Below are 26,703 nucleotides of genomic sequence, written 5' to 3'. Positions count from 1 at the left end.
ACCGACCGACCCCGAGAAACCGGCCCTCGCGGACCCGCAATCCCGGCCTCGATCGACCATGCCCTCTCCCCCGTCGGCGAAAAAATTATAGCTCAGGGAAAGTATTGGTCAAGTTTCAAGGAGGCGCCCACGGACCCCGCCGGAATTTCTTAACTCTCAATCCGCAAATCAGGTTACGTCGGGCCCATCTCGCCCATCCGGCCCCCCATCCGATTCGCCTTCTAGGGGCTTGACAAGACGCCACCACCCGATCCACGCATCTCCAAGCCCCATCTACCCTTCCGACAACGCTCAAACACCCCGGAACGACGAAACTTGGCGTCCCGCAAACCAGGTGTCCAAGTCAAGCCCCGGGATGGGGAATTTCGCGAACTCAGTCGACGGGTGAACATCGACGCAACTCGGGCAAATGCCGGGCCGCCGATCGAAAGTCTCCGATCCTCGATCGGGAGGGCCTCTCAGCGGCGTCCGTCGCCGTCGGGGCCGCCGACGGTGACGAAGACCGGCTGGCCTTTGGGCCCGCGGATCTGGAGCGGGAGCCCCTGGGTCAGGTCGTACTTTGCCGAGAATAGGTCGAACTCGGCCTTCGACTTGATCGGCTGGCGGCCGACCCCGACGATCTGGAGGCCGGGCAGGAGGTTGGCGGCCGCGGCCGGGCTGCCGGGGGCGACCGCGACGATGTAGGTCCCGGGGTGGCCGCCGGACTGCTCGGCGGTGATATCCTGGACGGTGAAGCCCAGCGAGAGGAGGCCGGGCCGCGAGTCGGGCTGCTCGGCGATGACGACGTCGAGCGACTGCTTCTTGCCGTCTCGGTAGAACTCGACGGCGGTCTTGGCGCCGATCTCCAGCGAGGCGGCCCGGTTACGCAGGGCCGACTGATCATCGACGGGCTTGCCGCCGAGCCTGACCAGCACGTCGCCGGCCTTCAGGCCGACGGACTCGGCGGGGCTGCCGGGCTGGACTCCTTCAACAAGCACGCCTCGGGGCTCGGGCAGGTTGAACTCGCGGGCCAGGGCCGGGGTGATGCTCTGGATGCGGACACCCAGATAGCCGCGGACCGCCTTGCCGCTCTTGATGATCTGGTCGACCACCCGCCTGGCCATGGTCGACGAGATGGCCAGGCCGATCCCCTGGTTGCTGCCATTCTCCGAGTAGATCGCGGTGTTGATGCCGATGACCTTGCCGTCAAGGCCGATCAGCGGGCCGCCCGAGTTGCCCGGGTTGATGGACGCGTCGGTCTGGATGAAATCCTCGTAGGCGTCCTCGCCCCCGAGCCGCAGGTTGCTCCGGCCGGTGGCCGAGACGATCCCCGCGGTGACGGTCTGGTCGAGGTTGAACGGGCTGCCGATGGCCAGCACCCAGTCGCCGATGTCCAGGGTCTCGGCGTCGCCCCACTCGGCGGCCACCCTGATGTCCCCGCGCACCTGGAGCACGGCCAGGTCGGTCTTGGGGTCGGTGCCCACGATCCGCGCGGGCATCTCGGTCCCACGGCCGATGCGGACGTTGATGCTGCTGGCAAGGCCCTGCTCGGGGTCGCGGATGACGTGGTTGTTGGTGACGATGTAGCCGTTAACCTTGTCGATCACCACGCCCGAGCCGACTTCGAGCGGGACGAGCATCTCGCCGATCCGGTCGCCGTCGAGCTTGGCCCTTCGCTGGGTGCTGATGTGGACGACGGCCGGCGCGACGGCATTCGAGGCGATGCGGAACAGGTTGGACGCCCCCTGGATGAGCCCGCCCTTCTCCAGCTTGGCGAGCGCCTCGATGGACGCGCGGCTGCGGCCGACCTCGTAGGAATAGCCAATCTGCTCGGACAGGTAGGGAATGCCGTAGACGAGCGTGGCGGCGATGGCCAGCAGCCCGAAGACGACGACGAACCCGCGCCTGATCGGCGGGGTGGTCGGCCTTGGGGGCGCGTCCAGGTAGTCGAAATCGTCCTGGGGCTCAAACGACGCCATCGGCGGTGCTCCTGGGCGGGGCGTCTGCATGCGCCACGTTCGCGGCCGGTCCTCGAACCGGAAAGCCTAGACCCTCCCGAGCCCGAAATCAACCCGCGCCGACCCTTGGCGCCACGCCCCTTGGGCCTGGCCCGGAAGCATCGCCCGCGTTAGGCTGGAGCCCGGACTCCCGAGTCCGACGACTCTCCTTCTAACCCCCTGCGCGGAGCGACACACCGGCCCATGTGCGGCATCGCCGGATTCGTCAACGGCGACGGCTCGCCGGCCGATCGCGCGATCCTCGACAGGATGACCCGGTCGCTGCGCCGCCGCGGGCCCGACGGCGACGGCCTCTTCGTCGACGGCCCCGTCGCGCTCGGCCACCGCCGGCTGGCCATCGTCGACGTCGACGGGGGTGCGCAGCCCCTCTGTAACGAAGACGGCACCGTCTGGGTCTCCTACAACGGCGAGCTCTACAACGAGCCCCACTTGAGGGCCGGCCTGCTTGCCCGCGGCCACCGATTCAAGACCGCCTCCGACACCGAGGCGCTCGTCCACCTGTATGAAGAGGACGGGCCGAGCTTCACTTCGAAGCTCAACGGCATGTACGCCCTGGCCATCTGGGACGCCCCGCGAGCGACGCTGGTGCTGGCCCGAGACCGGATGGGCCAGAAGCCGCTCTACTACGCGAGCCTGCCCGACGGCGGCCTCGTCTTCGGGTCCGAGCCCAAGGCCCTGCTGGAACATCCCGACGTCCCCCGGAGGCTCGACCCTTCGGGCCTGGCTCGCTACCTCTTCTATGAATATGTGCCCGCGCCCCACTCGATCTGGGCGGGCCTGAAGAAGCTGCCGCCGGCGCATTCCCTGGTCTGGAACGCCGGGCGAGTCGAGATCAGGCGGCACTGGACCTCGCCGACCCCCGAGCCCGCCGCCGAGCCGTTCGAAGCCGCCGCACGGCGATTCTGGGGCGACTTCCGCGCGGCGGTCGGCCGGCACAGGCGCAGCGATGTGCCGCTGGGGGTCTTCCTGTCGGGCGGCCTCGACTCGTCGAGCGTGGCCGCGGCGCTCGCGGAGCTTGAGCCCGCCTCGGGCATCCGGACCTTCTCGATCGGCTTCGACGACCCGAGCTTCGACGAGAGTCCGCACGCCCGCGCCGTGGCCGCGCACCTGGGGACCGACCACCGCGAGCGGATTGTCTCGGCCGAGACGGTCTTGGGGCTGCTCCCCGAGGTGCCCGACTGGCTCGACGAGCCGATGGGCGACGCCTCGATCTTGCCGACGCACCTGCTCAGCCGGTTCGCCCGCGAGGAGGTCACGGTGGCCCTGGGGGGCGACGGCAGCGACGAGCTGCTCGCCGGCTATCCCACGTTCGCCGCCGAGCGCCTGGCCGGTGTCTTTCGCAGACTCCCGAAACCCGCGCGATCCCTGGCCGGCGCCGCCGTGGGCCGCCTGCCGGTGGACCACGCCAATCTCAGCTTCGACTTCAAGCTGAAGCAGTTCCTCCGGGGAGCCGCCGAGCCGTCGGCCCTCGCCCATCAGCGCTGGCTGGGCTCGTTCTCGGGCCCCGAGATCGCCCGGCTTCTGGCCCAGCCGCCGGGCGTCGACGTCGAGGCCGAGCACCTGCTGCGGGCCTCTCACTTGCTCGCGGGGTCGGATGCGCTCAGCCGCTCGCTGGCCTTGTATCAGGACACCTATCTGCCGGATGACATCCTGGCCAAGGTCGATCGCGCCAGCATGGCCTGCGGCCTGGAAGTGCGTGCGCCCCTGCTCGACGCGGAGCTGGTCGACTCGATCGCGCGGATGCCGGCGGCGTTCAAGTCGGGCGGCGGCCAGACCAAGCGCATCCTCCGGCGGGCGGTGCAGGGCAGGCTGCCCGACTCGATCCTGCGCCGGCCCAAGAAGGGGTTCGGCATCCCCGTGGCGCGCTGGCTGCGCGGCCCGCTCGGCCCGCTGCTCGGCCGCCTGCTCGAACCCGGCCGCCTGGCGCGGCAGGGCATCTTCCGGCCCGAGGAGGTCGGCCGACTGGTGGGCGAGCACCTCGCGGGCGTCCGCGACCACCGCAAGCCGCTCTGGACCCTGCTGATGTTCCAGCTCTGGTACGATCGCTGGCTGGAACCGACGGGCTGATTGATTCCAATGCGTATCCTCGTCCTCTCCGACATCCACGCCAACTACGCCGCGCTCGCCGCCATCCGCGAGCCGTACGACGTCTGCCTCTGCCTGGGCGACCTGGTCGACTACGGCCCAGACCCCAAGCCCTGCGTTCGCTGGGCGATGGACAACGCCAATTTTGCGATCCGCGGCAACCACGACCACGGCGTGGCGCAGGGAATCCCGGTCGTTGGCAGCCGTGGCTACCGCTACCTGACCCAGGCCAGCCGGCCGTTCATGTGGGAATCGCTGGATGCCGACGAGCGCCGATACCTGCTGCAACTGCCGCTGACCCGCCGCGTGACCATCGCCGGCAAGCGGTTTCTCCTGGTCCACGGCACCCCCCGCGACCCGCTCGACGAATACCTGATGCGCGACACCGAGGCCTGGTCCCGCCGGGTGCGCGACGCCGACGCCGACATCGTCTGCGTTGGCCATTCCCACATGCAATTCAACCTCGTCGCCACCGACGGCACCGTCGTCCTGAACCCAGGCAGCGTCGGCCAGCCCCGCGACGGCGACCCGCGCGCCGCCTACGCGATCATCGAGGACAACAAGATCTCGCTCAGGCGGATCGAGTATCCCATCGAAGAAACCGTCGCCCACATCCAGGCCTCCGAACTCCCCGACCGCGCCAAGCAGATGCTCACCGAGTCGTACCGCATCGGCAGGATCAGCGGCTACGAGGCCCCGACGGAGCCTGATCCGAAGGCCGAAGACGAGGATTCGACCGACTGATCCCCGGCAAATCGGCCATCGGCGCGTAAGAAATCCGGCCCCGCGGCAAGTACCTCCCGTGACCGACGGATTGGCCGCGAGACGCGACGATGGATCCCGACCTCCACCCGCCGACCCCGATCGACTGGGCCGCCTCCCTGGCCGAGCACGGCCGATGGCTGCGGACGGTGCTGCGGGCCAGGCTCGGGCACCCGCAGGCGGTCGAGGAGGTCTTGCAGGAAGTCGCCCTCGCCGCCGTCGCCCGCCGCGAACCGCTGGCCGACCCGGCCCGCGTGGGAGCCTGGCTCTATCGCCTGGCGTTGCGACAAGCCCTGATGTATCGCCGTGGCCTCGGCCGGCGAATCCGACTGGTCGAGCGCTACGCCAGCCTCTCCGAAGTCGACACATCAGGCCGGCCCGACCCGCTCGGCTGGCTGCTGGCCGACGAGCGGAAGCGGGCCGTGCGCGAAGCCCTGGCGCGGCTCCCACCGCGTGACGCCGAGATCCTCCTGCTGAAGTACACCGAGAACTGGTCCGCCCGCGCCCTGGCCGACCACCTGGGCGTCTCCCCCAACGCGGTCGACGCCCGCCTGCACCGATCCCGGGCCCGCCTGCGGCAAGAACTCGCCCGCTCCAGCGTCATCGAGGTGCCCGAATGACTGCCGACGACGACCTCAACGCCATCTCCGATGAGTCCATCGACGCCCTGGTCGACGGCACCCTCGACGACGACCGACGCCGCGCGCTCCTGCTCGCCCTGGAAGCCGACCTCGAAGGCTGGCGCCGCTGCGCCCTGGCCTTCCTCGAAGCGCAAGCCTGGACCCAGGCCCTCGCCCCGCTCGCCGACCATCCGGCCGCGACGATCCCTTTCCATTCGCCCCTCCGCGTTCCCGCCGCAAGGCGCCCGCTCCGTTCGATCCTGAAATACGGCCTCGCCGCCAGTCTCCTGGCGTCTGCCTTCGGCGCCGGCCTGCTGGCCAACCGCCCGACGCCCCCGGATCGGCCATCGATCGCGTCTTCCGTCCCGATCACATCGCCCCAACCACTCGTGGAGACGCCGGCGCCTGAATCCGCCGAACTCGCCTCGAATCCGCATGCTGAGGAATTCGACCACGGTATGAACGCCATCCCCGGCCACGTCCGGCGTCAGCTCGCTAGCCAGGGCTACAAGGTCGAGCAGCGGCGGATGCTCGTGGACGTCCCTCTCGAGGACGGCCGCCTCCTGGAGGTGCCCGTCGATCAGGTCTCCTTTGAATATGTGGGCATCCAGGCCCTCTGACCCCGCCCCGTCGCCCTGGCACGATGCCGGGGCCTTCACAGGCATTCAGGACAACGAGTGATGACTTCTCAGCGATCTTCACTTAAAACGGCCCGTCGCCTCGCGTTCGCCCTGCTCGGCGCCTCCGGCCTCGCTCCCGCCGCCTGGGCCGCCGAGGAACCCGGCGAGAACACCGTGATCAAGGGCGTCCGAATCGAAGGCCAGGTCGCAAGGCGGCCCGACAGTTCGCCCGCTTCGAGCGGAGACGGGACGCCCGAGGGTCGCTTCTCCGATCGGATCGCGTCGGTCCGCGATGAGGCCATCCAGGCGGAGAAGAACGCGGGCGACATCGAGATTGATTCGGCGAGGACCGTGCTGAGGCTCGCCGAGCCCATTCAGGATCAGTTCAAGCTCGGCAAGGTGACGGTCTCCTCCTCGAAGTCCCGGTCGGAGCAGGTCCCGGCCTATACCATCGCGCAGGGGGGGGTGAAGACCGAACGACCGCAGCTGGGTGTCATCACGATTGACCCGGCTCCGGGCCAGGATGCCGTAAGCCGCATCTCCTACGTCATCAGCCTGAACAACGAGCTTGGCCTGAACCTCACGGCCCCCGATGCCGCGATCCGACTCCACCTGGAGTTGCCCGAGGGCCAGGGTCTGGTCGTCTCGGGGATCAGCCCCGAGAGCCCGGCGGCGAAAACGGGCCTCCGTGTCAACGATATCATCCTCAACCTCGATTCGGAGCCACTCAAGGATCAAGGCGAGCTGATCTCGAAGCTGAAGGCCAGGGCCGAGAAGCCGGCCGAGCTGAAGGTCCTGCGCGGCGGCAAGCCGATCACCATCAAGGTCAGGCCCAGGCTCAAAGTCCAGATCGACCCCGTCGAGGACGTGTCGACCGCGTTCTGGATCGGCGTCTCGGTTTCCGAGGTGGACGACCTGATCAAATCCCAGCTCAGCCTGCCGCAAGGCCAGGGCTTGATCGTCAATGACGTGGCGAAGGATAGCCCCGGCGAGAAGGCGGGCGTGAAGGTCAACGACATCCTTACGGAGATGGCGGGCAAGCCGCTGCGTGATCCCCAGGCGATGAGGAACGCCGTGCAGAGCGCCGGCAAGAACCCGGTCGAGGTGATGTTGTTCAGGACCGGGAAGCCACAGACCGTGACCATCGAGCCCGTGCCTCATCTCCTCATGACGATCCAGTCCGACCAGACGGCGGTGAGGAGTTCCACGGCAGCGCGTTCGGCCCGGCGACCAGGGGAGAGTATCCCGGCCGCAGTGCCGTTCCGGCAGCTTCAGCTCGAACAAGGCAGGGCGTTCGAGGGTGCGGGCCAGACCTTCCGACTCTTTGGAAATCCGGCGAATGGCCAGTTCGCGAGGGATCCGGCGGCCGTCGTCGGGCAGGCGTTTACCAACCTCACCTTCGCGGACACTGCCCGTCGCGAGGATCAGGGCAAGCTCGACCAGCGGCTGGACGACCTGAGCCGCGAGATCAAGGAGCTGCGAGAGGCGATCCGCGAGTTGGCGAAGTCCGAGAAGAAGTGACTCGCGATCAGGACGATGGATGGAAACAGACGTCGGGCCGGCCTCCCTTCACAGGGTGCGCCGGCCCGATCTCGTTTGCCGCGCGGTGCGAGGGCCAAGAATCGGGGGGCGAGGGCGAACTTGAGGTTGTGTTGAGCGCCGCTTTCGGGGCTATGGGCCGGGCGGTATGCTGGCTGGCCCCGGATTGGACTTTTATTGACCCGGTTGGCCGCCGCATGGATGAGATCGTCTTCAATGAGGTGACCTACCGCGAGCCGCGGAAGATGCGGCGGCCGGACGGCGATGCGCGCTGGGCCTGCCTGGCCTGCGGCACACCCGGGCCGCGGGATTTGCCCGTGTTCGTGGATCGGGTCGCGGTGGACTCGATGGAGCGGCACGCGCTGTCGGATACGTCGGTGGAGCTGGGCGGGGTGATGCTGGGGTTCGAGGGGATCGACGACCGGACGGGGCTGCCGTTCGTCTGGGTCACGCGGTCGCTGGAAGCCCGGCATTACGAGAATACCCAGGCGAGCTTCACGTACACGCACGACGCCTGGGAGGAGATCACCCGGGAACGCGAGGCGAAGTACCCCGACCTGGACATCGTCGGCTGGTATCATACGCATCCCGACTTCGGCATCTTCCTCTCGGGCCACGACCAGTTCCTGCACAACAGCTTCTTCGGCCAGCCGTTGCAGGTCGCCTATGTGATCGACCCGATCCGGATGGCGCGAGGGTTCTTCCAGTCGCGCGACGGCGGCCTGGTGCAACTCGAAGGCTTCCATGTGGTTGCGCCCCGGGCCGATCGGTCGGCGCTGGCGCGGACGGTGAACGACCTTGAGTCGGTGCCCCAGTCCGAGCCGGGCGGCGCGGGCCTCTCCCCCAGACTCGAAGCGGAGCTTGTTGCCATGCTCTCCGGGACGCGGAACCAGGGCCACGCAATGCGCCACGGGGAGACCCCGAGAATCGCCTCGCTCGCGGGCCTCCTCGGCATCCTGGGGGGGGTGGCGCTCGTCATGGCCGTGATGTGGGCCAACCAACTGACCCACCAGTTGCGGTCGCTGTCGGAGGCACAGGAGGGCATGGTTGTCGCCAAGGACGCGAGCCGGATGGCGATCGATGCGCTGAACGATCAACTGGGCGAGGCGGCGGCCGAGAAGCTAGTGGCCCAGTACGGCAAGGCGGCCAGGGAGCGCGACGAGGCGAAGGTCAGGCTCGAAGGTCAGCTCGTGGCCAACCAGGCGATGGCCGAGGATCTCAGGGCGTCGCGCGCCTCTTACGAAAAGGCGGCCGCCCAACTGGCCACCGCGACCGAGACGGCCAAGAAGTATGAGGCCGACTCGAAGGAGGCGAAGTCGCTCCGCGCGAAGGTCGACGAGGTGACCGGCCAGGCCGACCGGCAGGCCCGGACGATCGCCGACCAGGAGCTAGCCCTCGACGCCCTGGACGGCAAGGGGGCCGTCGCGCTGGTGGGCCTCTATTCGACCGCCTGGTACTCCGCCCTTGCGGGCTGGATCACGTCCGGGGTGCTGATCGCCAGCCTGTTCGCGCTGCTCTCCCGCCGCGACCCGAAGCCGATGGCGGCCGACGAGCCGTCCCGTTGATTTCTCCCGACACCGCGAGCCGACGCCCGATGCTGAATGCAGCCGCCCGCCTGATCGTTGCCTGCCTTGCTTGCTTCTATCTATGTGCGACGACGGCACGCGGCGAAAGCCCCGCCGCCGCCCCTGCGCCGGCCGTCGTCGAGGCCCCGGTCCCCGTGCCCGAGCCGACCGCGCGGGCAGTGGAGTACCACCGGACGGGGAACATGCTCTGGCTGGCGGGGATGGCTTGGTCGTTCGCCGTGCCGCTGGTCATCCTGGCGAGCGGGGCGTCGGTGCGGATGCGCGACCTGGCCGGGCGATTGAGATTCGGCCCCCTGATCGTGGGCGGGTATGTCGTCCTCTACATTCTTCTGACGGAGCTGGTCGACCTGCCCCTGGGCTACTACCTGGGGTATGTCCGGCCGCATGCGTACGGGCTGTCGGTGCAGACGCTGGGGCACTGGCTGGGGAACGTGGCGAAGGGGACGGCGGTGGCCCTGGTCTTGGCGCCGTTGCTGGCCTGGATCCCGTTCTGGCTGCTGCGCCGGAGCCCCAGGCTCTGGTGGCTCTGGGCCGGGTTGCTGGTCTTGCCGCTGCTCTGCCTGACGCTGCTGGCCAAGCCGATCGCCTTCGACCCCCTGTTCAATGAGTTCGGCCCGATGAAGGACCGGGCGCTGGAAGGGCGCATCCTGGACCTGGCGTCGAGGGCGGGAATCCAGGGGAGCCGGGTCTTCGAGGTGGACAAGAGCCGCGACACGAAGACGGTGAACGCTTATGTCACCGGGTTCATGGGCACCAAGCGGATCGTGCTCTGGGACACCCTGATCGCGAAGCTGGAGCCCGACGAGGTGCTGGCCGTGATGGGCCACGAGATGGGGCATTATGTGCTGGGCCACGTCGTGCGGAGCATCGCCCTGTCCACCTTCGGTGCCCTGCTGGTCCTGTATGCGGTGCATCGCCTGGCTGGGTCCGCGCTGCGACGGTTCGGCCCGTCGCTAGGCATCTCGGTGCTGCACGATCCGGCCGCCTTGCCGCTGCTGGCGGTCTTGATCCAGGGGGTGGCGCTGCTGACCTCTCCGGTGGCGCTGGCGTACAGCCGGGCGCAGGAGCACGAGGCCGACCGGTTCTCGCTGGAGCTGATCCGGGCCAACCGGCCCGCGGCGCTGGCGTTCGCCAAGCTACAGGGCGAGAATCTGTCGATCCCGTATCCCCACCCGCTGGTGAAATTCTGGCGGTCCACGCACCCGTCCATCGGCGAACGGATCGACTTTTGCAACGCCTACAGGCCGTGGGAAACGGGCCAGCCGCTGTGGTACGAGGGGCTGTTCTCGGCCGGTGGAGGATCTCGACCGGCGCGAAGCGAGTGAAGAGCGGTGTTCTGGGACGACTTTTCGTTGCGATAAGGGGTTGCGTAAATCCTCACAATCGTCCTAACGTGTCCGTGACTCTCGATCCGATGAAGGATGCATCGCGTCGCTCGTCCTCGTCGAATCGGGCTTGCCGGTCTCGCCCACTCCTTTCGCGTCGCGGCCCGCCGGTCCCGCGACGGTCCCGCCATGACCCGCACGATGCGGGGCTTGGGGGCTTTGAGGGGACAACGCCCGGCGTCGATAGCCTGGGAGTCTCCCCCGATCATGAGCCTCGAACGTCTGCGATCGATCGTCACCAGGCGTCCGGGCTGGGTGGTGAGTGCCTGGGTGGTCCTGGCCCTGGGTGTGGGCCTGACCTCGCCCAACCTGACCCGGCTTGCGGCCGAGGGGCAGGCCAAGCTGATGGCCGGCGACGCGGAGAGCGTCCGGGCCGCGAAGATCGTGGACGAGACATGGCCGGCGCAGTCATTCGATTCGCTGGCCGCGCTGGTGATTGGCCGGCCCGGGGGCCTGACCGAGGCCGACCGCGACTTCGCCAGGAAACTCGCCGGTCGGTTCGACGTGAAGCCTCGGCCGGCGCCCATCCTGCGGGTCCTGGGCCCCGGCAGCGAACCCGAACTTGCCGAGCGGCTGGTCTCGCGCGATGGGACGATGCAGTTGCTGGCCGTCACGCTGGCCACGTCACTGGTGGCGCCGGCGTCGCACGAGACGGTGGCCTGGCTGGAAGCCCAGAGCAGGGCAATGCCCGCGCCGGAAGGCCTGGCCCTGCGCTGGACGGGCGACGCGGTGATTGGCCGCGACTACATGGCCGGCGTGCAGGCCTCGCTCGATCGGGCGGCGCTCGCCACGGTCGTGCTGCTGATGGGCGTCCTGCTGGTCGTCTATCGGTCGTGCTGGCTGGCCTTGATCCCGCTGGCGACGATCGGGCTAAGCCTGCTGCTGACGCGCGGGATTCTGGCCTGGCTGGTCGTGGCCGGCTGGGAGGTCTCGCCGCTGGTGGAGCTATTCCTGGTGGCCGTGCTGTTCGGCTGCGGGACCGATTTCTGCCTGTTCGTGTCGTGGCGGTACGCCGACCACTGGACGCCGAGCAACCCCGCGGGGGCGATGCGTCTCACCTTGCGGCGCGGCAGCCTGGCTCTGCTGACGAGCGCCGGGACGGTGATAATCGGGCAGTTGCTGATGGGAACGACGCGGTTCAAGCTGTTCTCCAGGACCGGCCCGAGCGTGGCCCTGGGCCTGATGCTGACCCTGGCCGCCACCCTGACCCTGACCCCCGCGCTGCTGGTCTTGCTGGCGCAGAAACGGCCCGCGTCGTTCAAGGGGCTGATCGCGGCGCCGAGCGGCTTCTGGCACGCGTTCGGCAGGCGGGCGATGGCCCGCCCGGGCCGGAACTGGGCCCTGACGCTGGCGTTCATGCTGCCCCTGGCGGCCTACGGGTTCATGACGCATATCACTTATGACATGCTCGCCGAGCTGCCCAGCGGGACCCGCTCGGTGGAGGTGCTCAAGCGGGTGGACGAGGCGTTCGGGCCCGGCCTGACGGCCCCCTTGACGGTGGTCCTGGAGTCAGTGGGCGACCTGCGGAGCTCGGAAGGGCTGGCCCTGATCGACGACGTGAGCCGGTTCCTGGCAAGACAAAAGCAAATCGCCGAGGTGCGGTCGGCCACCCAGCCGCTGGGCCGGGGTGAGCAGCTCGCATCGGCCAGGCTCGGTTCGAGGCTCGACCAGGTGGGCGACGGCCTGGGGCGGATCGCCGCGGGGGCCTCGCAGTTGCGGGCGGGGCTGGACCAGGGAGCGGGCAAGCTGCGGGCGGCGATCTGGCTGGAGTCCAAGACCGGCCTGAAGCTGACCGGATCGGCGTCCACGACCGACGCCCGCACCCCCAAGCCGGCCGAGGAGATGCTCCGCGAGCTGACCCGCGCCGCCGAGGGCGCCGGGCAGATTGCCGACGGTGCGAAGCTGGGGCGCGACGAGATCGCCGGCATCCTGGACGACCCGGTGGGCAAGCGTGCCCTGGACCGGCTCCTGATCCATCAGGCGACCGTCAAGGCACACCCCGAGCTGCTCCGCGCCTTCGGCGTCTACATCTCCCGGGACGGCCGACGCGCCCGGATCGACCTGGCGCAGGCCGCGCCCTTGTTCTCGGAGGCCGCGCTCGACCAGGTCGAGCGGCTGCGGCGGATCTTGAATGACTTCCTCGCCGATGCCTCGGGGCCGGCGACGCGGGCCACCCTGGCGGGGCCCAATGCGGGCTCGGCCGACATCCGCAGCATGACCCGGGCCGACCAGTGGCAGAGCTGGATCCTGATCCCGGCGGGCGTCTTCGTGGTCCTGCTGGTGGCGCTTCGGGACGTGATGGCGTGCCTGAACCTGGTGGCGACCATGCTGCTGACATATGCGTTCGCGTTGGGTGCCACGCATGCCGTCTTCGTGGGGATGCTGGGGTCGCATGGGCTGGACTGGAAGGTCCCGTATTTCCTGTTCGTGCTGCTGGTGGCGGTGGGCGTGGATTACAACGTCTTCCTGATGGCGAGGCTCCAGGAAGAGGTCGAGACGTCGGGGCTGAGGCGCGGGATCATCCGGGCGGTTGCGGGGACGGGCGGGCTGATCAGCTCGGCCGCGGCGATCACCGCATGCAGCTTCGCCTCGTTCCTGACCAGCCCACTGGAGAGCATCCGGCAGCTCGGCTTCGCGCTGGTCATCGGCATCGCCGTCGATGCGATGCTCGTCAGGCCGCTGCTGGTCCCCTGCGGTCACTGGCTGATGAATTCCCGCAAGTCGCCCAGGCGCGAGAACGGCACGCAGCCGGCCAAGGCCAGGACCGAGCTGGTCATGGTCGGCGACTGAGATCCGGCGGGCGGCTTCAGGCTTCGGGGCGGTCGTCGGCCAGCAGGAAGAAGGCCGACTCGTCGGGTCCATCGACCCTGACGATGTCGTAGACGGGGATGCCCAGCTCGGCCAGCGATCGGGCCGCCAGCGGCGACCCTTCGGGCACCTCGTGGACGCTCTCGGCGCGGGCCTCGGTGCGGCAGCTGGGGCAGGTGGCCTCGGCGGCGCGGACCTTGGTCCGGGGGCGGAACACGTCCGTCGTCCAGCCGCAGGCGGGGCAGCCGATGGTGGTGACCAGGTCCCGGTCCAGGGCCAAAGTCAGTGGGCCCGCAAGGTGCGTGCGGGCCAGGGCGAAGAGGTTGGACGCGGGCGAGCTCGCGGAGAGGGGCAGGGGAGTCGGGGTCGGATAGGTCTCGTGGCTCAGGCAGTCGTCTCGGTGGGGAAGCCTGGTCGAGTAGAACTGGTTGCTGACCCCGTTGAAGACCAGGGCCGAGCCGGCGGCCACGGGAAGGCCGTGGATCAGCTTCAGGGCCTCCTGCACCTGCAAGGCGCCCATCATCGAGGCGATCGTGGGGGCCGTGGGCACCTTGCCCTGCTGCATCTGCTCGCGGGTCAGCAGCGGGCAACTGTAGCGCAGGTTCAGGAGTTGATAATCGCGGGCCGTCATGGCGCACTCGTAGCAGGCGCTGTCGGGCGGGACGAAGACCTTGACGACCCCCTGGATCTCCTGGATGCCGGCGTCGACCCAGGGGGTCGTCACCTTCCAGCACTGGCGGTTGACCCAGAGCCGGGCCTCGCGGTTGTCCAGGCAGCCGATGACCACGTCGACCTCGGCGAAGAGGCCCAGGCCCACGTCGGTGATCACGTCGCCCCGCAGCGGCACGAGCCGGACGTCGGGGTTGATCTCGGCGGCACGCCGCGCGGCGACCTCGGCCTTGCCCAGGCCCGCGTCGCGGGCGCGGAAGAGGACCGAGCGGGACAGGTTCGACGGCTCGACCGCATCCAGATCGATCACGTAGACCTTGCCGACCCCCACGAGCGCCAGGTTCTTAAGGACCTCATTGCCCAGGGCCCCGGCGCCCACCACCAGGATCTTCGACGCGGCGAGCCGTTCCTGCCGCCACCAGGGGATCAGGCGAAGCCGGCCGTAGCGGTCGTCGTCGTCGATGATCAGCGGGGCGTCGTCGCCGGCCTCGGGGCCTGCGCCCGTGGTGAGGTCGGTCTCGTCGTCGAGGAAGCGGAGCGTGTCGTCCATCGTGGGTGGCCGATCTCGCGGGTTCGCGCGGGTCGCGTCGGAGGGCCCCGGGCCCATTCCGGACCGGTCAGTCGAGGAAGAAGACGTCGGAGTCGGGGCGGCCGGGGCTCGGCGGCGGGGCCTTGCGCGGGTTCAGGTCCAGCTCGAGGTCGAGAATCTGGATCATCGAGCCGCGGTCGGGCTCGGTCGTCGGGCCGGGCAGGGGGATGGCTTCGGCCGCGGGGTAGTGGTCAACTCGGCCGAGGGCCACGCGGCGGTCTCGCAGCGGCCTGGTGTCGAGCGGAAAGGTGAACCTGGTCTGGTTGGCGGCCCAGAAGGCGGCCTCGCGGTTGTAGGGGCTGCGGATGTCGTAGTTGTGGTAACGGACCATGTCCCAGAGCATCACGCAGAGCTCGTCGAGCATCAGACTGGGGACCCAATGGGTGCCGTACCCGCCCAGGCAGACCATGCCGATCTCGGAGATATTCGGGTGATAGATGGGCGAGACCCAGCGCAGGTTGGGCATCGTCCGGGGATACGAGGCGTCGAGCTTGACCTCGATCTCGTGGGTGTCTCGGACGACCATCTTGCCCCGCTCACGCGCCAGCCCCTGCCCGCGGAACTCGATCAGGAAGGTCTGCGGCGGCTTGCCCGAGGCCTTGAAGCGGAAGACCGAGCTCTCGCCGGTCAGGCGCTCCAGCGCGAGCAGGTCGTTGCGGAGGCGGCGGATGCGCGGCGACTCGTAGCTCATGGGCCTCGGGCTCGGCTCGGGCGTTGGGTCGGCGGCGTCGCCGCTCGGGGGGTTGGGTCAGCCGGCCACCACCTCGGGGTACACGATCAGGTGGTCACCGTCCCGGACGTTGGCCTCGACCAGGGTCTGGTTCTCGAGCAGGCGCTTGCCCCCTTCTTTGTGGTCGAGCGAGTAGCTCATCGGCTGGCCGTCGGGGCTGGTCGCCGGCAGGTTCATCTTGGTGATGATGTTTGGCAAGATCCGGCTGACAGGGACGCTGAAGGCGATGACGGCCTTCACGCTCTTGGCGCCGGTCTGGTCCAGGAAGGTCACCTGGATTCCGCTGGGATCGGCAGGGCTACCATAGGACATCGTCGGGATACCTCCTCTGCATCCGATTCGTCCCGGGCCCGCCGATATTCCGGCCCGATGCTCCGAATTTCGTCGGCCCGTCGTCTCGCCCGGGGGGTGGATGCTCCGGACGACCGGGCCCCGGGCCAACGCATGGGCCGGGTGCCTCCATGATACTGAGACGCCGTCCCTCCAGGAATGGCCCCGCGGCGATTCCGGGCGGCCGGCACGAGCGGCTCAGGCGGGCGTCGCCTGCTTGCCCCGGCAGCCGAAGATGGAGCAAGTCCCGACGAACTCCCAGCAGTCGGCGTGATGCGGCGTCTTGCAGGTCGTGCAGAGCACCGACGGGCCGTCGATCGGCTCGCCGCAGACCTTGCAGATCGGCGGGCCGGTCTCGGGGTGCGGGGCGCCCACCTCGACGATCGAGATCCCCTGGTTCACCCGGGCCAGCACCCCTTGCCGCAACGCGTCGTGGACCATCAGGGCCTGGCTGACGACGCCGTAGAGCGCCTCGGCCGACTGGCCGAAGTTCTTGTCCACCTGCACCAGCATCCGGTCCGGGTTCACCGACAGCAGCATCCCGCCGGGGGGCCCCATCCGGGCCAGGGTCTCGATGGCCAGCCTGGGCAGCAGGGTCAGGAAGCTGCGGGCCATCTCCGGGTCGTTGGCCTGGATCACGAAGGCGCGGTCGAAGGCCGCGTCGCCGCAGCGCACGAACTGGGTGCCTCGGGGAATCTGCGGCGGGGCGGGGCGGTTGACCGGCGCCAGCTCCAGCCTCAGCGGGATCCCCTCGGCGAACCGGGCGACCACCCGGGTCCTGGCCTGCGGCGGGTGCCCGGGGACCTGCGGGGCAAGCCCGACCCTGACGCTCGACCCCTCGTGGTTGAAGCTGACCGTCGGCGGGTCATACAGGCCACGCCCCTCGTAACGGCCGCTCACCCTCGAGGCCAGGTGTCGGTAGGCGGCGAACCGACCGCCGAGCATCCATGACCGCGCCGTGGACATCCAGCGGAGGGCGAAGTAGGCGAGCAGGGCCAGGAAGCTGAGCAGCAGCAGTTCCATCGACGGGCCTCGGGAGGCGAGACGAGCCGGCCGGGCTTCCCCCCGGCGTGCGGCCCCCTGTACGATCTTCGCCGATCGACCGCGTTCCTTCCAGCGTCAGGGCCGCAGGAGCAAGACCAGGCGTGACCCAACTTTCCCCCCCCGGCACCCAGGGCGCCGCCGACAGGCGACGGGGTCGGCTCTACATCCTGGGGGCGGCGACGCTCTGGAGTGCCGGCGGCTTCATCACCAAGCGGCTGGAGATGGACCCGCTGTCCATCGCCTTCTACCGCAGCCTCTTCGCCGGCCTGGCCCTGCTCCCGCTCGTCCCCCGGTCGAAGCTGGTCTTCCGCCCCAGCCTCCTCCCGCTCGGGCTGGCCTTCGGCGCGATGACCGGCCTCTACCTCACCTCGGTCAAGCTGACCTCGGCGGCCAACGCCATCTTCCTCCAGTGCACCGCCACCCTCTGGACCGTCCCCATCGGCCTGATCCTGCTGCGCGAGCGCCCCAGCCGCCGCGAGATGGCCGGCATCGCGATGGCGATGGTCGGCATCATCACGATCGTCGCCTGGGGCCGCGCCGAGGGGAACATCCGCCCGCGAGACGGCGAAGGCATCCTCCTGGGCCTGACCAGCGGCATCGCCTACGCCGCCGTCGTCGTGGGCCTCCGGGCCCTGCGCGACCTCGACCCCCTCTGGACCAGCGCAGCCGGAAACCTCGTCGCGGCCGCCACCCTGGGTGCCTGGCTGCTGCTGACCGCCGGCGCCATCACCGTGCCGACCCCCGGGCAAGTCCCCGTCCTCGTCGCCTTCGGCGCCATCCAACTGGCCATCCCCTACGTCCTCTTCGCCCGCGGCCTCCGCACGATCCACGCCCCCGAGGCCGCACTGCTCGGCCTGCTGGAACCGGTCCTGAGCCCCATCTGGGTCATCCTCTTCGTCGGCGAATATCCCGAGCTTGCCACCGTCGTCGGCGGCGTCTTCCTCCTGGCCGGGGTCGCCGTGCGCTACCTGCCCGCGAGGCGCGCAACGCTCCCTTCCGAATAGTCGCATCCGAATTGTCAAAGAAGAGAAGTGACCTGCTTGGACGACCCCGATCGTCCGCCTCCATTGCATCGGCGGGGGACGATCGGGGCGAGTCAGGCGTCAGGATTCAGGATGATTGCCGCACGACGGACGCACGCCGCAGGCCACGGCCGGCATAGCCCATCAGGCCGGCGATGCCGAGGCCCATCATCACGACGCTCGAAGGTTCCGGGACGAGGGTGAAGAAGCCTCGGATCTCGCCGCCGCGCGCGAACGTGCTGTGGATGTTGAGGTAGGCGGTGCCCGCCGCGAGGGACGAGGCGAGGGCCGCCTCGGCCAGGAGGGCCGTGCCGCCGTTGTTGTTGAGGAAGGCCGGGTTGTAGAACGAGTCCAGGCTCGTGTCGAACGTATGGTCGTACGACCCGCTCGTCACGCCGAGCGGGAAGTCGACGAACGTCGGGACCTGCGTGGCGACGCCGGCCGTCCCTGCACCCGGCACGGCGGTGGGGCCGTGAATATGAGACGCGGTCGTCTCGCCGATCAGGCCGCTGAAAGTCACGCTGAGGTGCAAGGTGTGGGCGACGGAGTCGAACTGGAGCGTCGCGAAGCCGGTGCCGGGCGAGTCGACCGGCGGAGCCTCGCTGGGACCGTCGAGGACGGCAACGTAGGTGAGGAACTCCGCCCGAGAGCTTGAGCTAAAACCGAGACAGATGAGGGCCATCGCAATCGCTGACGGACCGAAGGATCGGATCATCGCTGTGGCTCCGGAGATGTAGGGGGACGACGCCGCCGGGGGTGAGCATAGGGATCGCGGCCTGTCGTAGCAACGAAAATGGAAATGACGAGGATTTACCGCCGACGGACTCGACGCACCGGCTTATCTAATACCAACGAATGCGCGGCGCCCCGCCTAGTATGGGGACATCCGGCGTTTTGCCGGGCGCATCCGAGCGGGAACCTGCCGATCGGGCAGGACGGTGTCCCGCAAATCCGACGGAGGCGGGCGGCTAGCTCAGGACCAGCTCGGCCATCGCCGCACGACGGGCCGCGCGTGCGCGTCGCGCCCGATCGCTGGTCGGCCGGGCCTCGGGCCGGGGCCTCGGTTCCGGATCGAGCGGCCTCGCAGCCTGGATTTGCGGCGAAATCCGGGCATTCAGGCCGAAGTACGGGTCGGGGCCGGCCTGGGCGGTGGTGCCTGGCTGGCCAAAATGGCTTCGTTCGGCGCCGGGTGCGGGGGACGAAGGCGGCATCTGGCGGGGGGTCGGGAAGTTGGGAACGGCGGCCGGGTTGGGGCCTTTCCAGGCGGGCGGGTCGAAGTCGCGCTTGCCGAACCCGTGATCGTCGGGCCGCGTCTTGTTCCCCTTATGCATCAGGTCGAGCGCCCACTTCAACCGCCGCATGCTGGCCGTCTCATACCGGCGCAACAGCACCAGCGTCGGATCATCCACGGTCGACAACCCCTGGATCGTCGCCTCCTGCAAGGCGTCCTCGACCTCGTCGAGGCATTCGTCCTTGATCCGTATGAGGCGCTCGAGCTGGTCATCAACCAGGTCTTGCCGATGTTCGAGCGTGCTGCCGCCGTCGTTGGCCTCGATCGGGCTGTCCAGGTCGCGCAGCTCGGCGGCGATGCCCAGCAGGTCGAGCGCCAGCCCTTCCTGCTCGTCGGTCCACTCGCTCCCCTTGTCGAGCGCAGCGCCGAGCATCCGCCACCGCGCGATCAGCCAGTCGCAGCCCGGCGCCGACATCTCCAGCGTCGCCCTGATCTCGGCCGGCCGCTTCGGCAGCCCTCGCGCGACCTTCTCGATCGCGGCCGTGCGCTCGCTCCCCCAGCAATGCACCGCCCTGCGAGCCCTGAGGTCGCGAGCCACCCGCTCCTCGATCCGGCACCGTTCAATCCGCACGCTCTCTACCGCGATCGTCTCGACCAGGCCCAGCTCGAACGCATTCGTCGGCCGCAACGACGACATCCACTGCTCGGCCCGAGCGCAGGCCGCCGCCGTCTCGTCCTTGGGCAACACCACGCCCTCGCCGGCCAGCCCATGAACAAGGCTATTCCGCCGAGACTTCTCCTTCCCCTCCACCGTCTTCGGCCCCGTGCTGCGCAAGGCATTCCGGCGGTTGGCGTCGATCCGCTTCTGGCTGACGTTGATTTTGCCCATCGGTGCTGCGTCGCTTCCCTTGGGTGAGAACTCAAAAGGTGTCGCCGACGTTGGCGTAAGGGCCGTGGCGCGGCATCGCGCCATTGGGCTCTCTATTGGAGATAATCTGAATTTGCGCGAGCTTCCTCCCTACTTTCTTGGAAAATTGGCGAAAAATCCCGAAATCTCGCAAGCGTCTTGTAACAGCATCCGGCCAATGCGGCTCGACCGACGTTCTGAACGTATAATGGATGACGCTATCCGATAATTTTCCAAAATCCCTTTCATGTGTTCGCAGAACTATCGGGCATGCAGCCTGAGAAGGATCACCGTTGTTACGCCTCGACGATCCGCGATGGCCGTCGTACCTCGGCGGCTATCGAGTCCCCTTCGATGCCTCGGTCGGCCTCAGGAGCCTCATTGCCGGCAAGCCGCCCAATCCCATCTGGGAGGAGTTCTGGAATGAATTGCACCACCAGGGTGATGTCCACCAGGCGTCTTACGCGGCGGTCCCTTGGCTGATCGAATTCATACGACGCAGCATCAAGCTCGACTGGAACCCCGTGGGCCTGATTGCCACCATCGAACTCCAGCGTGACCAACTCAGGAATCCCACCGTCGCCCCAGAGCTTGCCGACGGTTACTTCAGGGCGATTCGGTCGCTTGCCGAAGTTCTGGGCACCCACCCCGATCGTGACTGGGACGAAGATGTCGTCGGAGCGGCAGTCGCTTGTATCGCTCTGGCTCGCGGCCAGCGTTGGTTTGCCAGAGCCTACATCGAACTGGATCGCGACACGGCGAGACGTTGGTTCACCGAGGAATTCGGCTGGGATTTCCCGGATGGATAAGCTCGAATTCGGGCGCACTTCCGCTGCTGTGTCGGTGTTATCCCTAACCCTCGTCCGGCGACCATCGAGTGAGGAGTAGGGTCCGCTGTGCGGACCCATTTGGAAGCCCAGGTCTCGCGATGCCGAACTACCGCCGGGCGTACGTTCCGGGTGGAATGTCCACTTCACCTTGGTGACCGAACAACGGGCCCCCATCCTCACGGAGCCGCTCGCCCGCCGATCGTTGCGCCGGGCGCTCGTGGACTGCCGCTCGCGCTGGCCATTCCGGCTCGAAGCGATCGTCCTCTTGCCCGATCACCTTCATACGGTCTGGGCGCTCCCGCGTGGCGATGCCGCGTACTCCTTGCGCTGGGCATGGATCAAGAAGGAATTCTCCAAAACGTGGGTGTCCGGTGGCGGTGCGGAGGAGGCCGTTTCCGCTTCGCGCGCCGGAACCGGCGGAGGGGTGTCTGGCAACGACGGTTCTGGGAGCACAGTATCGAGGACGTCGACGACCTGGAGCGGCACTACGACTACATCCACTACAATCCGGTGAAGCACGGCCTGTCCACGCCCCAAGGGAGTGGCCTTACAGTTCCTTCCACCGATTCGTGAGACTCGGCGCGTATCCGATCGAGTGGGGACGAAGTGAGGAGTGCCTCTCATTCCAGAAATCGCCGATCAAGGATACTGGCGAATGACCAAATAAGGTCCGCACAGCGGACCCTACCGGACTTCGAAGTCACTGGTGAGGTGGCTCCGCCCGTGACCTATGAAGAGATCGAAGCCGAGGCTTCCCGCATCATCGCGTCTGGCGGTCGCCCGCTGCCAACGCACGCCAAGGCTGTGGTCTTGGCGTTCATGCAACACACGAGCAGATTGGAGGTCGTCGAGTGTTGTCCATATTTCAGCGGGCCATTAGCGGTCGAGGATAAGGGAGGCGGGCGGGCGTGGGTCGTCTCCTGCCCATGTGGTCGGTCGCACGACACGTTGCGAGGCTTGTGAGAACCTAACCATACGCCGAGACCGATTTGGCACGTGCATCGCTGTTATCCATATCCCTCGTCCGATGGTCATCCCTCAAGCGGCGGGATGAAGGAGCGGAAGCGCACGGCACCCGGCGTCGCTCCCTCGTGAAATTGGTCGTCAGGCCGTCGACCACCTCGGAGTGCGAGTCTCAGCCTGCCGACTCATTACCCCCCCTTGGGAGCAGGGCGGGGACCAGGCCAATCCTCCTGATCGCCAGCACGAGGCACAGGATGCCGAAGGACGCCAGCGCCATGAGCGGCACCCGTCGATCGCTGATCGGGAGCCCCGGTAGCGGCGTATCATCGACCTTCAAAATCCGGGCCTCGCTTTGGGAGCCGAATTCCAGCTCCTGGATTTTTCGACGGATGGACTCCAACTCCCGGGACTTGGATTCGATCTCTTTCGTGAGAAAATCCACCTTGACTTGATCGACTTCCCTGATCGGCCTCGAGAGCAACGTTCGCAGGTAGGCGCGTGCTCGCTTCAACTCTTCCGTCTTCGAAGAGCCCTCCGCAAGTTCGATGTCGACCTGGATCAATCGCTCGGCTGCCGACCGATGAAGCTCCTTGGTCAGAAACGTGAAGGACGAGGGGGAATCCTTGTCGGCAGGCACGACCCCCGCCTCCTTGACGTCGTGCAACAACTCTAGCAATTCCTTACGATCCTCCTGCAGTTCGCGCTCGAACTCCTGTGCAAATTTCTCCAGATTGGACCTCAACTTCATTTGTGAGCTTTCGGATCGTAACACAACAAATCTCAAGTATTCATCAACGATCCCCGCGACGATCTGCTGCGATTCCGACGGAGACCAGGACAGGTAGGAGACGCGGATCAACGTCGTCTCGGGGATGTTCACCACCGTCAGCTTGCTCTTCAGGAGGTCGGGCGGGGAAGCCGAGTCCCTGATCTCGGGGATTGCGGCAATCCTGGGCTTTAAGGCCGCGTTAGAGAGTACGAACGGGGACGAAATCAACGCGACCTGGTCGCGGAGGAATTGCGCGCGGCGGAGCGTGTCCGTCGATTGCTGGGCCGAGAACGGGTTCGGCCAGCTCGGGCTGACCTGAATCAATGTGAAGGCCTCATACTCTGGCCAGACCTGACTGTTGATGACAAAACATGCCACAGCCGAGGCGGCCAGCCAGAGGATGAGCGGCACCAGCAAGCTTCTGGTAGGCACAAGCCGGCCTAGGCCGAAACGCTGGGCGATCACACGGAAGCTCCTGAAGAGATCTTCGTGAGTCGGATCCGTCATGACTGTGGTCTCGCCATATCAAATTTTCAAAATAATGTTATGAACCAGGATGGCCCCCGACGCAAGCACCTTGCCGGCAACAATCACCCCGTCAGGTGGAACGAGGCGGCAACCCGAGTCTCGGGCTGGGATGGCCGACTCGTCCCGAGGCTAGGCCTCATCAACGGAGGACTATCGCGGGGCCGGGGCCGACGGCGGGGCCTCGCCCACCCCGGGATGGTCGGCGCGGACGTTGAGCCAGCGACGCATCGGCTCGACATCCGCCCCCTGGAGGTGGATCGCGTGGGCGTTGTCTCCGTCGCCGAGGTAGACGTCCAGGATGGGCCCGCGGTCGACGACGTGGTTGATCGAGTTGCCATTGATGAAGTAGTAACCAACCTTCACCCAGCTTGAAGGCCCCGCCTGCGTCCGCGCGGCGAGCGGGGCCGTGCGGCAGAGGAGGAAGGTGATGACGACGGCGGCCGCGACGAGGACGGCAGTGCGGCGGGTCGATCGGTCCATGGTGAATTGCCCTTTGGAGGAATCGGGATGGAATCCGCATGTCTTGGAGATGGGCGTGCAGCATAACGGGCCGGACTGGTGCGGGGAAACGGCCGGCGGCCGGGGAGAGACCGGGCGGTCGGGAGGTGTTAAACTCGGTTTGGATGCCGAGGAGGGGCTTGGGCGTCCGGCTTGGCGGGATTTGGGTCGAATGCCATGAACCGATGGGCGATTCTCGGGGCGTTTCTGGCCCTGGCCGCGACGACGACGGCGCGGGCTGGTGCGCCGGATCGAGGCTTTGATGTCGCGGTCGCGCCCATCCTGGCCCGGTATTGCCTGGACTGCCACTCGGGGGCCGACCCCAAGGGGAAGCTCGACCTCTCCGGGCGGGCCTCGGCCTTTGCAGGGGGCGAGGGGGGCCCGGCGATCGTGGAGGGCAAGCCGGAGGAGAGCCCGGTCTGGGAGATGGTCGAGTCGGGAGAGATGCCCCCCAAGGTGACGCTGACGGATGCCGAGAAGCAGGCGCTGAAGGGTTGGATTGCGGCCGGGGCGAATTGGGGCACCGACCCGATCGACGCCTTTCAGGTGACGACCGCCAGGCGGGCCGGGCGCGACTGGTGGTCGTTGCAGCCGATCCAGAAGGTGACGCCGCCGCCGATCGCGGAGAGGGGCTGGGCGAGAACGCCGATCGACGCGTTCGTGCTGAAGACGCTGGAGGCGAACGGGCTGAAGCCGGCGCCCGAGGCGGGCCGGCGCGAGCTGATCCGGCGGCTGACCTTCGACCTGACGGGCCTGCCCCCCACGCCGGCCGAGATGGATGCGTTCCTGGCCGATCGATCGGAGAATGCGTATGAGACGCTGGCGGACCGGCTGCTGGCTTCGCCGCAGTATGGGGTGAGGTGGGCACGGTGGTGGCTGGACCTGGCGCGATTTGGCGAGAGCGGCGGATTCGAATATGACGAGTTCCGGCCGTCGGCCTGGCGCTACCGCGACTGGGTGGTGAAGGCGCTGAACAGCGACGTGCCCTACGACGAGTTCGCCCGGATGCAGATCGCCGGCGACGTGCTGCGACCCGGCGACGCCGAGGCGGTGGAGGCCACCGGCTTCCTGGTGGCCGGAGCCTACGACACGGCCGGCCAGAACCAGATCAGCAAGACGATGAAGGCCGTGGTGCGGGCCGACGAGCTGGAAGACCTGATCGGCACCGTCTCGCAGACCTTCCTGGGCCTGACCGTCCACTGCGCCCGCTGCCACGACCACAAGTTCGACCCCATCCGCCAGGCCGAATACTACCAGTTCGCCTCGGCCCTGGACGGCGTCCGCCACGGCGAGCGCGACCTGTCGGACCTGGACCCGTCGATCGTCGAGAAGAGACGGCGGCTGGAGGCGGTCGAGGCCCGCATCGTTGCCATCGAGGCCCCCGCGCGGGCGGCTCTGATCGCGGGGCGGACGAAGAAAAGCGGCCCCGCCCCACCTTCGCCGGTGGCGGCCTGGGACTTCGATCGCGGCGTCAAGGATCGCGTTGGGCATGCCGATGTGACGCTGAAAGGGGGCGCCACGCTGTCGGCCGACGGCCTGGTGCTGGACGGCAAGAGCGGCTACGCGATCACGCCGCCGCTGGGCTTCGACCTGGGGCCGAAGACGATCGAAGCCTGGGTGCACCTGGATGGGACCGACCAGCGCGGCGGGGGCGTGGCGAGCGTCATCGAGGACGGCGGCGGGCGGTTCGACGCGATCGTCTTCGGCGAGGCCGAGCCCGGCCGCTGGATGGCCGGCAGCGAGAACTTCGCCAGGACGCAAGCCGTGGGGGGCGAGGCCGAGGAAGACGCTGCCAAGCGGCCCGTGCACGTCGCGATCTGCTATTCCGCCGCCGGAACCATACGCATCTTCCGCGACGGCAAGGCGTATGGAAAACCCTATACGTCAAAGGGGCCCGCGATCTTCGCGGCGGAGAAGGGCCGGATGGCGTTCGGCGTCCGCCACCTGCCGGCCGGCGATAACCGGATGCTGCGCGGGACGATCGTGCGCGCCAGGTTGTATGACCGGGCGCTGAACGACGCCGAGGTGGCGGCCTCGGCGGATTCGGGCGGGGCGATCCTCGACGCCAAGGAAGTTATCGCGGCCCTGAGCCCCGAGGGACGCGCGGAGCGGGCGAGTCTCGACGCCGAAGTCGGGCGACTGCGGGCGATCGGGCCGCGCAAGGCCTATGCGGTGTCCCCCAGGACGGCCGATGTGACGCACATCCAGATCAGGGGGAACCCGGGCCAGCCGGGCGACGAGGTCTCGGCCGGCGGGATCGGTTCCCTGGCGGGTCTTGACCCCAATTTCGGCCTCGCCCCCAACGCCCCCGAGGCCGACCGTCGCATGCGGCTTGCGGCCTGGATGACCGACGCGAGCAACCCGCTGTTCGCCAGGGTGGCGGTCAATCGGCTCTGGCTGACCCACTTCGGCTCGGGCCTGGTGGAGACCGCCAGCGACTTCGGATTCAACGGCGGCGTGCCGTCGCACCCCGAGCTGCTGGAATGGCTGGCCGGCGAGCTGGCCGCCCGCCGCTGGAGCCTGAAAGCCATGCATCGACTGATGGTCACGTCATCCGCCTACAAGCAATCCTCCCGCCCCGATCCGGCCGCGATGGCGAAGGATGCCGGCAGCCGCCTGCTCTGGCGCAAGCAGCCCGCGAGGCTGGAGGCCGAGATGGTGCGCGACGCGATGCTGGCCTCGGCCGGCGTGCTGGACCCCGCGATCGGCGGCCCGAGCTTCCGCGACCACGAGCCGAGGCAGGCCAAGGGGACCACCTCGATCCTGTACGTGCCGGCCGATCCCTCGGCCCCCGGCCAGGACCGGCGCACGCTGTACAGGGCCTGGGCACGCGGGGGCCGGAGCGCCTTCCTCGACGCGTTCGACTGCCCCGATCCGTCGACCACCGCACCCCGACGCGCCTCGACCACCACGCCGCTCCAGGCCCTCTCGCTGATGAACAACGCGATGGTCCTGCACCTCTCCGACGCCCTCGCGGGTCGGCTCCTCCGCGAGGCGGGCGGCGACGCCAGGGCTCAGGCCGGGCTGGCCTATCGCCTGACCCTGGGCCGGTCGCCCGAGCCGGACGAGCTGGATGAGGCGGCCGGCGTCGTCGGGCAATTCGGCGCGGCCACGCTGGCACGGGCGATCTTCAACAGCAACGAATTCCTCTATCTCGACTGATCGATCCCAACGAGACGATCCGAGGAAGC

At 68.2% G+C, this 26,703-nt stretch carries 20 protein-coding genes and 1 pseudogene; 12 read left to right on the top strand and 9 right to left on the bottom strand.

Features of this window, described 5'->3' with window-relative positions; all coding sequences use genetic code 11:
- Positions 1-458: 458 nt before the first annotated feature.
- Positions 459-1,958: a trypsin-like peptidase domain-containing protein gene (locus EP7_RS02840; RefSeq protein WP_463526066.1), complete on the bottom strand. Its 1,500-nt coding sequence runs from the start codon at positions 1,956-1,958 to the stop codon at positions 459-461.
- Positions 1,959-2,180: 222 nt separating this feature from the next.
- Between EP7_RS02840 and asnB the strand changes: the two genes are divergently transcribed.
- From asnB to EP7_RS02800, 8 genes are all read left to right on the top strand, one after another.
- Complete coding sequence (asnB, locus tag EP7_RS02835) at positions 2,181-4,064, top strand: asparagine synthase (glutamine-hydrolyzing) (RefSeq protein ID WP_463526065.1); 1,884 nt, start codon at positions 2,181-2,183, stop codon at positions 4,062-4,064.
- Positions 4,065-4,073: 9 nt separating this feature from the next.
- Positions 4,074-4,826 carry a metallophosphoesterase family protein gene (locus EP7_RS02830; RefSeq protein WP_463526064.1) on the top strand — a complete coding sequence of 251 codons (753 nt, stop codon included), beginning with the start codon at positions 4,074-4,076 and terminating at the stop codon, positions 4,824-4,826.
- Between the two features lie 89 nt (positions 4,827-4,915).
- Positions 4,916-5,464 (top strand): RNA polymerase sigma factor, encoded by a 549-nt coding sequence (locus EP7_RS02825; protein ID WP_463526063.1) that lies wholly within the window; start codon positions 4,916-4,918, stop codon positions 5,462-5,464.
- Positions 5,461-6,084 carry a hypothetical protein gene (locus tag EP7_RS02820; RefSeq protein ID WP_463526062.1) on the top strand — a complete coding sequence of 208 codons (624 nt, stop codon included), beginning with the start codon at positions 5,461-5,463 and terminating at the stop codon, positions 6,082-6,084. Before EP7_RS02825 ends, EP7_RS02820 begins: the two co-directional genes overlap by 4 nt.
- 60 nt (positions 6,085-6,144) lie before the next feature.
- A complete protein-coding gene (locus tag EP7_RS02815) occupies positions 6,145-7,605 on the top strand; it encodes a PDZ domain-containing protein (protein WP_463526061.1) in 1,461 nt (486 codons plus the stop codon).
- A 215-nt stretch (positions 7,606-7,820) separates the two neighbouring features.
- Positions 7,821-9,188, top strand: a complete 1,368-nt coding sequence (locus tag EP7_RS02810; RefSeq protein WP_463526060.1) for a Mov34/MPN/PAD-1 family protein — start codon at positions 7,821-7,823, stop codon at positions 9,186-9,188.
- 29 nt (positions 9,189-9,217) lie between these two features.
- On the top strand, positions 9,218-10,534 hold the full coding sequence (locus EP7_RS02805) for a M48 family metallopeptidase (protein ID WP_463526059.1): 1,317 nt from the start codon (positions 9,218-9,220) through the stop codon (positions 10,532-10,534).
- Between the two features lie 267 nt (positions 10,535-10,801).
- Positions 10,802-13,384, top strand: a complete 2,583-nt coding sequence (locus EP7_RS02800) for an MMPL family transporter (protein ID WP_463526058.1) — start codon at positions 10,802-10,804, stop codon at positions 13,382-13,384.
- 16 nt (positions 13,385-13,400) lie between these two features.
- Here EP7_RS02800 and EP7_RS02795 read toward each other — a convergent pair whose 3' ends face one another.
- The 4 genes from EP7_RS02795 to EP7_RS02780 form a co-directional block, all read right to left on the bottom strand.
- Positions 13,401-14,621: a ThiF family adenylyltransferase gene (locus EP7_RS02795; RefSeq protein ID WP_463526057.1), complete on the bottom strand. Its 1,221-nt coding sequence runs from the start codon at positions 14,619-14,621 to the stop codon at positions 13,401-13,403.
- Between the two features lie 67 nt (positions 14,622-14,688).
- A complete protein-coding gene (locus EP7_RS02790; RefSeq protein ID WP_463526056.1) occupies positions 14,689-15,351 on the bottom strand; it encodes a ubiquitin-conjugating enzyme E2 in 663 nt (220 codons plus the stop codon).
- 57 nt (positions 15,352-15,408) lie between these two features.
- Positions 15,409-15,702, bottom strand: a complete 294-nt coding sequence (locus EP7_RS02785; protein WP_463526055.1) for an EsaB/YukD family protein — start codon at positions 15,700-15,702, stop codon at positions 15,409-15,411.
- 216 nt (positions 15,703-15,918) lie between these two features.
- Positions 15,919-16,743 carry an RING finger protein gene (locus tag EP7_RS02780; protein WP_463526054.1) on the bottom strand — a complete coding sequence of 275 codons (825 nt, stop codon included), beginning with the start codon at positions 16,741-16,743 and terminating at the stop codon, positions 15,919-15,921.
- A 122-nt stretch (positions 16,744-16,865) separates the two neighbouring features.
- Here EP7_RS02780 and EP7_RS02775 point away from each other — a divergent pair, with 122 nt between their 5' ends.
- Entirely contained in the window at positions 16,866-17,768 is a 903-nt protein-coding gene (locus EP7_RS02775) for a DMT family transporter (RefSeq protein ID WP_463526053.1), read from the top strand.
- A 106-nt stretch (positions 17,769-17,874) separates the two neighbouring features.
- Here EP7_RS02775 and EP7_RS02770 read toward each other — a convergent pair whose 3' ends face one another.
- Both EP7_RS02770 and EP7_RS02765 read right to left on the bottom strand, forming a co-directional pair.
- Positions 17,875-18,501 (bottom strand): CHRD domain-containing protein, encoded by a 627-nt coding sequence (locus tag EP7_RS02770; RefSeq protein WP_463526052.1) that lies wholly within the window; start codon positions 18,499-18,501, stop codon positions 17,875-17,877.
- 253 nt (positions 18,502-18,754) lie between these two features.
- Positions 18,755-19,906, bottom strand: a complete 1,152-nt coding sequence (locus EP7_RS02765) for a hypothetical protein (protein ID WP_463526051.1) — start codon at positions 19,904-19,906, stop codon at positions 18,755-18,757.
- Between the two features lie 311 nt (positions 19,907-20,217).
- On the opposite strand from EP7_RS02765, the gene EP7_RS02760 reads away from it, so the two are divergent.
- Together EP7_RS02760 and EP7_RS02755 are read left to right on the top strand one after the other, a co-directional pair.
- Entirely contained in the window at positions 20,218-20,733 is a 516-nt protein-coding gene (locus EP7_RS02760) for a hypothetical protein (RefSeq protein ID WP_463526050.1), read from the top strand.
- Between the two features lie 119 nt (positions 20,734-20,852).
- A pseudogene (locus EP7_RS02755) lies at positions 20,853-21,413 on the top strand (REP-associated tyrosine transposase).
- 476 nt (positions 21,414-21,889) lie between these two features.
- On the opposite strand, the gene EP7_RS02750 reads toward EP7_RS02755, so the two are convergent.
- Together EP7_RS02750 and EP7_RS02745 are read right to left on the bottom strand one after the other, a co-directional pair.
- Entirely contained in the window at positions 21,890-22,897 is a 1,008-nt protein-coding gene (locus tag EP7_RS02750; protein WP_463526049.1) for a GumC domain-containing protein, read from the bottom strand.
- 267 nt (positions 22,898-23,164) lie between these two features.
- A complete protein-coding gene (locus EP7_RS02745) occupies positions 23,165-23,494 on the bottom strand; it encodes a hypothetical protein (protein ID WP_463526048.1) in 330 nt (109 codons plus the stop codon).
- Positions 23,495-23,689: 195 nt separating this feature from the next.
- Here EP7_RS02745 and EP7_RS02740 point away from each other — a divergent pair, with 195 nt between their 5' ends.
- A complete protein-coding gene (locus EP7_RS02740) occupies positions 23,690-26,674 on the top strand; it encodes a DUF1553 domain-containing protein (RefSeq protein WP_463526046.1) in 2,985 nt (994 codons plus the stop codon).
- Positions 26,675-26,703: the final 29 nt, after the last annotated feature.

This window comes from Isosphaeraceae bacterium EP7 (assembly GCA_038400315.1).
GTDB lineage: Bacteria > Planctomycetota > Planctomycetia > Isosphaerales > Isosphaeraceae > EP7.
Note: the sequence above shows the minus strand (reverse complement) of the source record. Positions and strands in the feature narration are given on the sequence as shown.